Genomic DNA, 12,156 nt, shown 5'->3' on the forward strand with positions numbered 1-12,156 from the left:
GATGTGGCCGATCCGGCCGGGTGAAACTGTCGGTGCCTTGCGCGCCGTCGTGCTGATTGCGCTCGGCACCGCCTTGATGGCGCTGTCAGCCAAGGTGAACCTGCCGTTGCCTTACGTGCCCATGACATTGCAGACGCTGGTCGTGTTGATGATCGGCGCCGCCTATGGCTGGCGGCTTGGCAGCGCAACCATGATCGCCTACCTCGCCGAGGGTGCGATGGGCCTGCCAGTGTTCGCCGGTCCCGTTGGTGGGATCGCACCGCTGGTCGGCCCGACCGCGGGCTATCTGTTCGGCTTCATTGGCGCCGCCTTCGTCACCGGCTGGCTCGCCGAGCGCGGCTGGGATCGCAGCGTAACGCTGCTGTTTGCGGCCATGGCGGCCGGCCACATCCTCATTCTGGCCGCAGGCTTTGGCTGGCTGGCCTTCGGCCTTGGCCTTGGCGCCGCGAAGGCGTGGCAGGTCGGCCTGATGCCGTTCGTTGCGGCCTCGCTGGTCAAGAACGCGCTGGGCGCGACGTTGATGCCGGCGTTACGCCGGGCGGTCGATCGCGGGTAAAGCCCGCAATATCGAGCAGTTCCGATTGACAGGGCCGGCCAAGTTGATCTTGGCTGGCCTGGCGTTTTGAGGGGGAGTGAAACAATGACGACGACAACGATGGTGGGGGCGCCGGTCGCGCCGCCCGCCGCCAAGCCGTGGTACAAGGTCCTTTATATCCAGGTGCTGATTGCGATCGTGCTCGGCGCCATCGTCGGCTGGCTCTGGCCGTCAGTCGCCACCAATGAGTGGATCAAGGCACTCGGCGACGGCTTCATCAAGCTGATCAAGATGGTGATCGCCCCGATCATCTTCTGCACCGTGGTTTCGGGCATCGCCCATATCCAGGACGCCAAGAAGGTCGGCCGCATCGGCGTCAAGGCGCTGGTCTATTTCGAGATCGTCTCGACCTTCGCGCTGGTGATCGGACTTATCATCGGCAATCTGGTGAAGCCGGGTGCGGGCTTCGGCGGCGCCGCCGCCAACGCGCAGGCCGTCGCCAATTACGCCAAGCAGGCCGAAGGCCAGAAGTCGGTCGACTTCGTGCTGCACATCATTCCGGACACCGTCGTCGGCGCCTTCGCGCAAGGCGAGATCCTGCAGGTGCTGCTGTTCTCGGTGCTGTTCGGCTTCGCCATCATGGGGCTCGGCGAACGCGGCCACACCATCCGCTCGTTCATCGACGACGCCGCGCATGCGGTGTTCGGCGTCATCTCCATCGTGATGCGCGCGGCGCCGATCGGTGCCTTCGGCGCGATGGCCTACACCATCGGCAAGTTCGGCACCGGGGCGATCCTCAACCTGATCGGCCTGATCGCGACGTTCTACCTGACCGCGGCGCTGTTCGTGTTCGTCGTGCTCGGAATCATCGCGCGCTTCGCCGGCTTCTCCATCTTCAAGTTCCTCGCCTACATCAAGGACGAGCTGCTGATCGTGCTCGGCACCTCGTCCTCGGAGAGCGCGTTGCCGTCCTTGATGGAAAAGCTCGAGCGCCTCGGCTGCTCGAAGTCGGTGGTCGGCCTCGTGGTGCCCACGGGCTATTCGTTCAATCTCGACGGCACCAACATCTACATGACACTGGCGACGCTGTTCATTGCGCAGGCGCTGGGCTTCGATCTCACCTTCGGCCAGCAGCTCACCATCCTGGTGGTGGCGATGCTGACCTCGAAGGGTGCCTCCGGCATCACGGGCGCGGGCTTCATCACGCTGGCGGCGACGCTCGCCGTGGTCGATCCGCGCCTCGTGCCGGGCATGGCGATCGTGCTCGGCATCGACAAGTTCATGAGCGAGTGCCGCGCGCTGACCAATCTGTGCGGCAACGGCGTTGCCTGCGTGATCGTCGCCTGGTGGGAGGGCGAACTCGATCGCGACAAGCTCAACGCCAACCTCGCCAGGCAGATCGATCCGACCGACATGGAAACCGCGGTCACGACGGACTGATCTGCATTTGCCGGTGCCGAGCGCCGTCAGATCTTGAAGTAATAGGGCTGGTCGAGATCCTCGATCAGCCCTTTCTCTTGCGGCGACCAGCCGAGAGCAGCACGCGTCTTCGCGCTCGAGGTCGGAACGTCGGCGCCCGCGAACTGTGCGAACCAGCCGAAATGCGCGGCCGCTTCCTCGGGCGATTTGGACACGACGGGCACGCCGAGCCGCCGGCCGATCACCTCCGCAATCGCCTTGAACGGCACGCCTTCCTCGGCGATCGCGTGATAGTGCTTCGCGGGTGCGCCTTGCTCCAGCGCCAGCCGGTAGACGCGCGCGGCATCGAAGCGGTGCGCGGCGGGCCAGCGGTTGCTGCCATCGCCGACATAGGCCGATACGCACTTCTGGCGCGCGAGGTTGATCAGGATCGGGACGAAGCCGTGGTCGCCCTCGCCATGCGTGGAGGGCGGAAGACGCACAACGGCGGCGCGGAGGCCGGCCAGCGACAGCGCGGTCGCTTCCGACACGCGCGGAAAGCGCTGCGCCGACACATCATCCTCGGTGGCGAGGCGGCCGGGCGCAAGCAGTGCGACGCCGGAGGTGACGATGAGAGGGCGACCGGAGCCCTTGAGTTCCTCGCCGATCGCCAGGATCGCGCGGCGGTCGAGCTCGCAATTGTCGGCGAATTTCGAGAAATCGTGGTTGAAGCCGAGGTGCAGGACGCCATCCGTTGCAGCGGCGCCGCTGCGCAAGGACGCGTGGTCCTCTAGCGACCCGCGGTGGACATCGGCGCCCATCGCGGCGAGCGCGGCGGCTCCCGCGTCGGAGCGGGCGAGGCCCGTGACCCGGTGGCCGGCGGCGATCAGATCGCGGACGACGGCGGAGGCGACGAAACCGGTGGCGCCAGTGACGAAAACACGCATCAGTATCTCCAGGGTTGGTGGAGACGACCATCCGCGCCAGGATTATCCGGGTAAAGTAGTGATATTATCGGGGTATAATAGCTAACAGGATGAGCGAGACCGCTTCAGCCGAAAACCTGCTCGGGGCCTACCTCAAGGACCGCCGTACCCGGCTCGACGCCGCCGCGTTCGGCTTCGCGGGTAGCCGCAGGCGTACGCCGGGACTCCGCCGCGAGGAGGTGGCGCAGCGCGCCAATATCAGCCCGACCTGGTACACTTGGCTCGAGCAGGGCCGCGGCGGCGCGCCGTCGCCCGATGTGCTCGACCGCATCGCACGAGCGCTGATGCTGACCGATGTCGAGCGCGAGCACCTGTTCCTGATCGGCCTCGGCCGTCCGCCCGAGGTGCGCTACCAGGCCGGCGAGAGCGTCTCGCCGCGGCTGCAGCGCGTGCTCGACGCGTTCGCATTCAGCCCGGCGCTGGTGCGGACCGCGACCTGGGACGTCGTCGCCTGGAATCGTGCCGCAAGCGCCGTGCTGACCGACTACGGCGCGATCCCGCCGGGTCAGCGCAACATTCTGCGCTTCATCTTCTGCGATCCGCGCGTGCGCGCCGCGCAATACGATTGGGACAGCGTGGCGCGCTTCGTCGTCGCGGCATTCCGGGCGGACGCCGCGCGGGCCGGCGCAGTCTCGCATGTCGCCGATTTTGTCGACGAGCTGTGCCGGACCAGCCCGGAATTCGCCGCGCTCTGGCGCGACAACGACGTGCGTCACCACGGCGACGGCACCAAGCGGCTGCGGCATCCCGTTCACGGCACGATGTCGTTCGAATATTCGAGTTTTATCGTCGAGGGACGCTCCGATCTCAGCATGATCGTCTACAACCCCGCGACTCCCGAAGACGCCGAACGCATCCGGACACTGCTCGCCGAGCGCGCCGATTGACGGAATTTGCGAATTCGCGCGTTCAACCTGCATCTGGCGACGCGCGCGCGGTGCTTGCCGCCAACACTGGGGTTAGAATCGCTCCGGCCGGTATGGGGTCGGATCGATCGCCGGCGTTTCGCCGCTCATCATCTCCGCGAGCAGGCGCCCGGTCGCGGGTCCCAGCGTAAAGCCCTGGTGGCCGTGGCCAAAGTTCATCCAGAGGCCTGCATGGCGCGGGGCGGGGCCGAGCACCGGCAGCATGTCAGGCGTGCAGGGGCGGGTGCCGAACCAGGGGTCGGGCTCGACCCGCTTGCCAAGGTCGATCAACTCGCGCGCGGACGCTTCCGCGCTGGCGAGCTGCACGGGCGTTGCGAGCGCGTCCAGGCCCGTCAACTCCGCGCCGGTGGTGATGCGGATACCCTTCGCCATCGGACCCATGGCGTAGCCACCGGCTTTGTCGACCAGCGGCAGATCGAGCGAGGCGCCACCGCTGTAATGCATGTGGTAGCCACGCTTGCGCACCAGCGGGATGCGATAGCCGAATTTGAGCAGGAGATCGGGCGACCACGGCCCGAGCGTCACGACCGCGTGGGCGGCGTCGATGTGTCCAACGTCGGTCTTGACCGACCATCCGGTGGCGGTCTGCTGCAGGCTTTGGGCATCACCAAGCACGATGGTGCCGCCGAGGCGCTCGAACAGATCGGCATAGGCTGTGACCAGCGCGCCGGGATCGGACACGGTCCAGGTGTCGAGCCAATGGATCGCGCCGGGCAGGTCGTCGCGCAGGACAGGTTCGGCCTTGGCGAGCTCGGCGCCCGAGAGCGCACGAAACCTCACGCCGAATTCGCGCTGGTCTTCTTCCGCCGCCTTGACGGCGAGATCGAACGAAGCTGCGTCGCGATGCAGGTGCCTGTATCCCGCGCGGCGGATCAGATTGTCGGCGTGGGCTTCGCGAATGAGGATGTCGTGCTCCGCCGTCGCGTAGGCGATCAGCCGCGCCCAGGCGTCGATCGCTTCGCGATGCCGCTTCGGCGCCGAATGCCACCAATAGCGGAGCAGGGGCTCGATATGGAGATGAAGCGATGAGAGGCTGTAACGCACGTCGTTGGTGCGGCCAGTCGCGATCTTCAGGAGCGTGGCGAGATCGCGTGGCATCGGATAGGGGCGCACCGCTTCCGCCTGGATCATGCCGGCATTGCCGTAGCTGGTCTCGCGGCCCGGCTCCCTGCGGTCGATCAGCGTGACGGACCAGCCGCGCTGCTGGAGGTGCAGCGCCGCGCTGACGCCGATCATGCCGCCGCCGAGGACGATCGCGCTTTGCATCGGAAGAAATTCTCCTGTCAGGCCGTCTGCGGCGTGAGCTTCGGCTCGGCCGTGTTGATGGTCGCGGCGACCACGACGGATAATGCCGTCATCGCCACGAGGAAGCCGAAGGCGGCATCGAACGATCCGGTTCCGGTCACGATGAAGCCGATCGCCACGGGTGCGACGAAGCCCGCGCTGTGGCCGCCGAGATTGACCATGCCGATGCCGGATCCGATCTGGTCGTCGCGGAGCAGCTTGGTCGGAAGCGCAATCACCGAGGCCAGCACGAAGGATTTGAAGAAATAGACCACCGACTGGTAGGTGATCAACATCGCGATCGTCTCCGCCTTGTACATGGCGTAGAGGAAGATGCCGGTCAATGCGGAGGCGCCGATCAGCAGATATTTTTCGCGCTCGGCGAAGAACGTCGTCATCACCCAGCCGCCGATCGCAGTCGCGATCGTCGCCATCACGAACGGGATCGGGGCCACGATGCCGACGGTCTTGAGGTCGAGCCCGCGCTGCTGGAGCAGATAGAGCGGCATCCAGGAATCCAGGCCCTTGTTGACGCAACTGAGGCCGAACCACACCACCATCAGCTGCCACAGCAGCGGATTCTTCATGAGCTCGCGCATCGGTGCACGGTTCTCGGCCTTCGTCCCCGCCGGGGTCGGATCGTTCGCACCCGGGCGGCCCAGATAGGGGACGAAGACGAAATAGGCCACCGCGAAGACGATGCCCGCAATGCCAATCGCGTTGAAGGCATGGCGCCAGCCGAGCCAGAGGATCAGCGGCGCCATGATCAGCGGCGCGATCATGCTGCCGGCATAGTTGGATGACAGCAGCAGCGCCGACATCTTCGGCCGGCTGTCCTTCTTGAACACCTCCGCGACGGCGCGGATGCTCGCCGGCGGGAAGCCGCCCTCGGCGATGCCGAACAGGAAGCGGATCGCGATCAGCGATGTCAGCGACCAGGCAAGACTCGTGAACGCCGTGAACAGCGACCACATCACGATGGTGATGATCACCACATATTTCGATCCGAAGCGGTCGGAGAGCCATCCGCCCGGCACCTGCATTGCGGCGTAACCGAGGAAGAACGCGCTGATAACGATGCCGAGATCTGCGGCCTGGAGGTTGAAGTCCTTGCCGATCTGGGCCAGCGCCAGCGAGATCGCCGCGCGGTCGACATAGGAGATGCAGTAGGCGACGTAGAGCAGGACGAATGCGATGACGCTGGTCTTCCTCGGCAATTCCGTCATCCTCGTCTCCATTGCGCTGCCAGGGCTGGTTCGGTCGTTGCCGAGTTCAGGTCATTCCCGAGCTCTGATCATTCCCAAGTTCTTCATTCCCAAGTTCTTCATTGCCAAGTTCTGATCATTCCCAAGTCAGGAAGCCGGGTGCAGCCGAGAGCGGCGGCGCCACTGCAAGCCGGGCCAGATCGGGCGCGGGCCGGCACAATTGCGCGTCGCCGGAGAACGCTGCTTCGAGGCTCGCGGCCACCGTGAGCACGGCGGCGTCGCCGCCACGCTGACCAACGATCTGCAGGCCGAAAGGCAGCCCGGCTTCATCAAGGCCGAGAGGGATGCTGATGGCGGGATGGCCGGGAAGCGTGACCGCATAAGCGAGCGCGAGCCAATGGAAGTAGGATTTCGTAGGTACCCCGTCGATCTCCGCGGGATGGGGCTCCGACCACGGCCGCGGACTGAGCGTGATGGTCGGGCTGATCAGCACGTCGCAGCTTTCGAAGAAGCTTTGCCAGGCGAGATAGATCCGCGTCTGCGTCGTTGCGGCGCGCGCGTGATCTTCGAGGGTGTAGCCGAGGCCTTCCTCGACATTGGCGCGGACATTGGGCCCGAGCATCTCGGGCCGCTCCCTGTAGTTCTTGCCGTGTGTCGCCAGGAACATGCCGGCGCGCAGCACGGCGAAGGCGTCGTCGGCGCCGGAGCAATCCGGCGTCGTCTCGCGGCACTCGGCGAAGAGCGGTGCAAGCTTGCTCACGCGATGGCGGAACACGCGCCGGATCGCCTGCTCCGTCGGGGCAAAGCCGAAGTCTTCGGTGAAGGCGAGGCGCAGCCTGCCGAGTTCTGCGGGGCGCGGCGCGGCCCAGCGTTCGGCACGCGCGCGCACGGACTCGCCGGGCAGCGTATAGGCGAGCGGATCGCGGGCATCGTCGCTCGCCATCACCGACAGCATCAGCGCGGTGTCGGCGACATTACGCGCCATCGGCCCGTCGGTCGACAAATTGGACCAGCCGAACACGCGCTTCTCGCTGGCGACGAGGCCGTAGGACGGACGCATGCCGACAATGCCGGCGAAGCCCGCCGGATTGCGCAATGAGCCGCCGGTGTCCGAGCCCGAGGCGAGCGGAGCCATGCCGCAGGCGAGCGCCACCGCCGAGCCGCCGGAGGAGCCAGCCGCCGAGCGCATTGGATCGAACGGATTGCCGGTCGCGCCGAACACGGGGTTGCGGGTGTTGCCGCCGGCCGCCCATTCCGGTGTGTTGGTCTTGCCGAAGATGATGGCGCCAGCCGCGCGCAGCCGAGCGACCGAGCCCTGGTCGGCGAGCGGGACGTTGTCCCTGAACAACGGGCTGCCATAGGTGGTGCGCAGGCGAGCGGTGTCCTGGGTGTCCTTGACGAGAACGGGGAGCCCGTGGAGGGCGCCATGATCCTCGCCGCGCAGGATGGCGGCCTCGGCTTCCCTGGCAGCGGCGCGAGCGCCGGGCTCGTCCAGCGTCACGACGGCGTTGACGGCGGGATTGACGGTGGCGATCCGCGACAGGCAGGAGTCCAGCAGCTCGACGGGCGAGACGTCCCGGGCGGACAGGCGGCGGCGCAGCTCAACGGCGCTGGAATCGCAAAGCTCGGACAACGCCAATCCCTTTCAAAATTTGAAAATGATTTAGCATATCGGAAAGTCAAAGCCGCGCACCAATTTTCGTCAGAATCGGCCGTTTCATGCACAAATGCTGGTTTACCTGCCCACACGCCGACCAGACGCGGAACCCAGGGCCGGCTTCAGCCGAAAAGATTAGGTGGATCGGTCAAACAATTTTTCGGCGGCCGTGATACCCTCGCTCGATGAGCGAGATCATGACGACGCCGGAGGGCGCCAACTCCCAGCTCGGCCAATGCCTCAAGGCTGCCCGCCAGGCGCGAGGGCTGACGCTCAAGCAGGTGGCGGAGCGGACCGGCATGGCACTGTCGACCCTGTCCAAGGTCGAGAACGGCCTGATGTCGCTGACCTACGACAAGCTGCTCCAGCTCACCTCGGGCTTGAAGATGGAGATCGCCGAGCTGTTCAATCCGGCACCCCCGCGCCCCGAGCAGAGCCGGCCGGTCACGGCACGACGGAGCATCAGCCGCGCCGGGCAGGGGCAGGTGATCACGACCGGATTCTACACCTACACCTATCAATGCACCGATCTGATCGGCAAACGCATGGTGCCGATCCTGGCAGAAGTCCGGGCACGCTCCCTGGAGGAGTTCGGCCCTCTGCTGCGCCACGCCGGCGAGGAATATTTCGTGGTGACGAGCGGACGCGTTGCCGTCCACACCGAGTTCTACGCGCCGGAGATCCTGGGCGAGGGCGACGGCATCTATCTCGATAGCACCATGGGCCACGCCTACCTCAACGCGGGCGAAGCGCCTGCTGCAAAGGGCGTCTGCCTTTGCACCAGCGAGGCGCCTGACCTTTACGATCAGCTTCGCCGGATTGTATCGCGCGACGTGGCGCCGATCGAGGATGATCCGCCGTCGCTCTGACGTCTGCAAAGAGAGCGTGGAACGAAAAACGCCCGGCCGAAGCCGGGCGTTTTTGATTGGGGCTCGTCTATTCGCCGCCGCCGAAGCGGCGCGACCACCAGCCGGCGCGACGCGGTGCGGCCGACGTTTCGCTTGCCGCTGCGGGCGCGGGCTCCGGAGCCGGTGCGGGCGGGGCAACCGGCTCGGCCGCCTGCGCGACTGGTACCGGTTCACTCTGGCTGCTCGACGGGAAGCTCACCTTTTCCCGAACCGTCGAACGGCGTCGTGCGGCCTTGTCGTCGGCGTGCTCTTCGTCCGCGGCAGCAGGAGCCGGCTCAGGCCTGACCGCTGCCTCAATCCGTGCTTCGGCCCGCGGCTCAGGCTGGGTGACCTGAGGTTCCGACGTGTGCTCGGCCTGCGCGATCGAGGGCGCTGCCTCGCCGCCAAAACTGTCGAAATCGGCGACTGCGTTGGTCGCTTCCGACGGCGCATTGGCAGTGAGCTCGTCGCTGATGGAGCCGGCCAGACCTTCCTCGCCGGGACCACGACGGCGGCGACCGCCACGGCGACCACGCCGGCGACGGCGATCGGCGCTGCCCTGCTGTTCGCCACGGCCTGCCTGTTCCTCGCCTTCCTCGCCTTCCGGCTCGGCCTCGGCATCCTCTTCGCCTTCGCCGGCCGCCATGGCCGTCTCGGCAATAGCGGGAGCGCCATCCTCGCGCGTCTCCTCGTCGCGCGGGCCACCGCGACCGCGGCGGCGACGGCGACGCTTGCGGCGCTGGCCGTCCTGCTCGGTAGCGGCATCGCCTGCGGTCTGCTCCTCGGCGAGACCTTCGGTCTCCTCGGTCTCGACCTCGGATTCGGTCTCCGGATCGAACTCCTCGTCGTCATAGGCCTCTTCGACCAGGGGCGGCGGGCTTGCGGCCGCCTGCGCCGCCAGCAGAGCCTTGGCAGCTTCCAGCGTATGCACCTGCTCGCCGCGGTCGATGACGTAGGCCTGAGGCCCGTTGACGCTTGGGTCGGCGATGACCGACAATGTGACCTTGAAGCCGTTCTCCAGATCGCGCAGATGGCCGCGCTTGTGGTTCAGCACATAGAGCGCGACGTCGGTGCGGGTGCGGACCACGAGGTTGTGGGTCGCGCCCTTCATCAGTATCTCTTCGAGACCGCGCAGCAACTGAAGCGCAACCGAGGACACCGAGCGTACATGGCCGGTGCCGCCGCAATGCGTGCACGGATCGGTCGAGGACTCCAGCACGCTGGCGCGGATGCGCTGGCGTGACATCTCGAGCAGGCCGAAATGCGAGATGCGTCCGACCTGGATCCGCGCGCGGTCCTGCCGGAGGCAATCGGACAGCTTGCGTTCCACCGCGCGGTTGTTGCGCTTCTCGTCCATGTCGATGAAGTCGATGACGATCAGGCCGGCGAGGTCGCGCAACCGAAGCTGACGCGCAACCTCCTCGGAGGCCTCGAGATTGGTCTTGAGCGCGGTGTCCTCGATATGATGCTCGCGCGTCGAACGACCGGAGTTGACGTCGATCGAGACCAGCGCTTCGGTCTGGTTGATCACGATGTAGCCGCCGGAGCGCAACTGCACGGTCGGCGAGAACATCGCATCCAGCTGGCTTTCGACGCCCATGCGCGAGAACAGCGGCTGGCCGTCACGATACTGCCTCACCGCGCTCACATTGGCGGGCATCAGCATTTTCATGAAGTCGCGCGCTTCGCGGTAGCCGGCATCACCCGCCACCTGGATCTCGTCGATCTCCTTGTTGTAGAGGTCGCGCAGCGAGCGCTTGATCAGGGAGCCTTCCTCGTAGACGAGGGTCGGGGCCTGCGACTTCAGCGTCATGTCGCGCACCGTCTCCCACATCCGGATCAGGTACTCGAAATCGCGCTTGATCTCGGGCTTGGTACGGGCGGCGCCCGCGGTGCGCAGAATGATCCCCATGCCCTCGGGCACGTCGAGATCCTGCACCACTTCCTTCAGGCGCGAACGGTCCTGCGCGCTCGTGATCTTGCGGCTGATGCCGCCGCCGCGCGCGGTGTTCGGCATCAAGACGGCATAGCGGCCGGCGAGCGAGAGGTAGGTCGTCAGCGCCGCGCCCTTGTTGCCGCGCTCTTCCTTGACGACCTGCACCAGCATCACCTGGCGACGCTTGATGACTTCCTGGATCTTGTACTGGCGGCGGGGGCGGAAGGTGCGCTCCGGCACTTCCTCCAGCACATCGTCGCCGCCGACGGATTCGACGACGTCCTCTTCGGCTTCCTCGTCGTCCTCGTCTTCGTCGTCGTCCTCGGCGGTCGCTTCGGATTCGTGATGTGGAGCCTGCGCATTCTCGCCTGCGGCGTACACGGCGTCGGCAGGCTCAGCAGCCGATGTCACGGCCTCGGCAAGATCGTCGGCGTGTGCGTCGGAGGTAACGTCCTGCGGCTCGGCAACGGCTTCTGCGGCAACCACGGGCTCGGCGCCGATCGCTGCGACAGGCGCCGGTGCCTCGTCGGCATGATCATGGTCGTGATGGTCGTGCTCGCCATGATGATCGTGGTCGTGCTGATCATGGGCGTGAGGATCGTCACCATGGGCATGATCATGGTCGTGGTGATCATGTCCTTCGTGGTCATGTGTTTCGTGGCCGTGATGATCGTGGCCTTCGTGCTCGCCGTGATGCTCTACGCCGGCGTGCAGGTGCTCGCCCTCGTGCGAAGCGCCCTCGGGCAGCGCCTCGCCCTGGACCTGCCGGGCCGCGGGATCGCCTTCGACGACCTCGCTGCGGACGCGCTCGCCATGACTACGGCGGCGGGAATTGCGATGGCGGGAGCGGCGGCGGCCTTGGGAGCGGTTCTCGCTCTCTTCCTCGGCCTCGCGATGGGCCTGCTCCTCGGCTTCGATCAGCGCCTGCCGGTCGGCAACCGGGATCTGGTAGTAGTCGGGATGGATTTCGCTGAAGGCGAGGAAGCCGTGGCGGTTGCCGCCATATTCGACGAAAGCGGCCTGGAGCGAGGGTTCGACCCTTGTGACCTTGGCGAGGTAGATATTCCCGCGCAGTTGCTTGCGTTGCGCGGTCTCGAAATCAAACTCTTCGACGCGATTGCCGCGGACCACGACGACCCGGGTCTCTTCCGGGTGGGTGGCATCGATCAACATCTTGTTGGGCATGTCTTAACTCTTGGCGGCGGCGGGCGCGATTCACCGTGGGCGCCATCAGCGCTGCCGGGTGACGCGACGGTCCACCTGATTCGGGGGTGAGGGGAAGGCCGAAACGCCGTCTCTCGCGCCTTGCCGAACCGGAAGCCGGAGGACCAAAGTGGCGCGC

General features: G+C 66.2%; 10 protein-coding genes. 5 read left to right on the plus strand and 5 right to left on the minus strand.

The genetic code is table 11. From position 1 onward, the window contains the following. The first annotated feature begins 1 nt into the window (after position 1). Entirely contained in the window at positions 2 to 556 is a 555-nt protein-coding gene (locus AC0L3S_RS02930; RefSeq protein ID WP_473278131.1) for a biotin transporter BioY, read from the plus strand. 84 nt (positions 557 to 640) lie between these two features. Beyond that, the gene (locus AC0L3S_RS02935) at positions 641 to 1,975 is read left to right on the plus strand and encodes a dicarboxylate/amino acid:cation symporter (protein ID WP_473256978.1); all 1,335 of its coding nucleotides are present in this window, start codon (positions 641 to 643) and stop codon (positions 1,973 to 1,975) included. Positions 1,976 to 2,001: 26 nt separating this feature from the next. Here the strand turns inward: AC0L3S_RS02935 and AC0L3S_RS02940 are convergent, their stop codons facing one another. After that, a complete protein-coding gene (locus AC0L3S_RS02940) occupies positions 2,002 to 2,880 on the minus strand; it encodes an SDR family oxidoreductase (RefSeq protein WP_473278033.1) in 879 nt (292 codons plus the stop codon). An 89-nt stretch (positions 2,881 to 2,969) separates the two neighbouring features. Here AC0L3S_RS02940 and AC0L3S_RS02945 point away from each other — a divergent pair, with 89 nt between their 5' ends. Beyond that, a complete protein-coding gene (locus AC0L3S_RS02945; protein WP_473278034.1) occupies positions 2,970 to 3,806 on the plus strand; it encodes a helix-turn-helix transcriptional regulator in 837 nt (278 codons plus the stop codon). 72 nt (positions 3,807 to 3,878) lie between these two features. Here AC0L3S_RS02945 and AC0L3S_RS02950 read toward each other — a convergent pair whose 3' ends face one another. The 3 genes from AC0L3S_RS02950 to AC0L3S_RS02960 all read right to left on the minus strand — a co-directional run bounded on the left by AC0L3S_RS02950 (position 3,879) and on the right by AC0L3S_RS02960 (position 7,967). Then, on the minus strand, positions 3,879 to 5,111 hold the full coding sequence (locus AC0L3S_RS02950; RefSeq protein ID WP_473256976.1) for an NAD(P)/FAD-dependent oxidoreductase: 1,233 nt from the start codon (positions 5,109 to 5,111) through the stop codon (positions 3,879 to 3,881). A 17-nt stretch (positions 5,112 to 5,128) separates the two neighbouring features. Further along, positions 5,129 to 6,355: an MFS transporter gene (locus tag AC0L3S_RS02955; protein WP_473278035.1), complete on the minus strand. Its 1,227-nt coding sequence runs from the start codon at positions 6,353 to 6,355 to the stop codon at positions 5,129 to 5,131. 115 nt (positions 6,356 to 6,470) lie between these two features. Beyond that, positions 6,471 to 7,967 carry an amidase gene (locus AC0L3S_RS02960; protein ID WP_473278036.1) on the minus strand — a complete coding sequence of 499 codons (1,497 nt, stop codon included), beginning with the start codon at positions 7,965 to 7,967 and terminating at the stop codon, positions 6,471 to 6,473. 209 nt (positions 7,968 to 8,176) lie between these two features. On the opposite strand from AC0L3S_RS02960, the gene AC0L3S_RS02965 reads away from it, so the two are divergent. Next, the gene (locus AC0L3S_RS02965) at positions 8,177 to 8,860 is read left to right on the plus strand and encodes a helix-turn-helix domain-containing protein (protein ID WP_473256973.1); all 684 of its coding nucleotides are present in this window, start codon (positions 8,177 to 8,179) and stop codon (positions 8,858 to 8,860) included. Between the two features lie 67 nt (positions 8,861 to 8,927). On the opposite strand, the gene AC0L3S_RS02970 is transcribed toward AC0L3S_RS02965, so the two are convergent. After that, positions 8,928 to 11,195, minus strand: coding sequence for an Rne/Rng family ribonuclease (locus AC0L3S_RS02970; RefSeq protein ID WP_473278037.1), 2,268 nt, complete (start codon positions 11,193 to 11,195; stop codon positions 8,928 to 8,930). Between AC0L3S_RS02970 and AC0L3S_RS02975 the strand changes: the two genes are divergently transcribed. Continuing rightward, positions 11,160 to 12,089 carry a hypothetical protein gene (locus AC0L3S_RS02975; RefSeq protein WP_473278038.1) on the plus strand — a complete coding sequence of 310 codons (930 nt, stop codon included), beginning with the start codon at positions 11,160 to 11,162 and terminating at the stop codon, positions 12,087 to 12,089. The two genes, AC0L3S_RS02970 and AC0L3S_RS02975, sit on opposite strands and share 36 nt — an antisense overlap. Positions 12,090 to 12,156: the final 67 nt, after the last annotated feature.

It is taken from the genome of Bradyrhizobium sp. Ken01, assembly GCF_055807355.1.

What these genes read in the sequence shown, in the direction of transcription:
- AC0L3S_RS02935 (WP_473256978.1), top strand. Translation starts at nt 641, where the DNA reads ATGACGACGACAACGATGGTGGGGGCGCCGGTCGCGCCGCCCGCCGCC.
- AC0L3S_RS02950 (WP_473256976.1), bottom strand. Translation starts at nt 5,111, where the DNA reads ATGCAAAGCGCGATCGTCCTCGGCGGCGGCATGATCGGCGTCAGCGCG.
- AC0L3S_RS02940 (WP_473278033.1), bottom strand. Translation starts at nt 2,880, where the DNA reads ATGCGTGTTTTCGTCACTGGCGCCACCGGTTTCGTCGCCTCCGCCGTC.
- AC0L3S_RS02975 (WP_473278038.1), top strand. Translation starts at nt 11,160, where the DNA reads ATGTGGAGCCTGCGCATTCTCGCCTGCGGCGTACACGGCGTCGGCAGG.
- AC0L3S_RS02930 (WP_473278131.1), top strand. Translation starts at nt 2, where the DNA reads ATGTGGCCGATCCGGCCGGGTGAAACTGTCGGTGCCTTGCGCGCCGTC.
- AC0L3S_RS02955 (WP_473278035.1), bottom strand. Translation starts at nt 6,355, where the DNA reads ATGACGGAATTGCCGAGGAAGACCAGCGTCATCGCATTCGTCCTGCTC.
- AC0L3S_RS02945 (WP_473278034.1), top strand. Translation starts at nt 2,970, where the DNA reads ATGAGCGAGACCGCTTCAGCCGAAAACCTGCTCGGGGCCTACCTCAAG.
- AC0L3S_RS02965 (WP_473256973.1), top strand. Translation starts at nt 8,177, where the DNA reads ATGAGCGAGATCATGACGACGCCGGAGGGCGCCAACTCCCAGCTCGGC.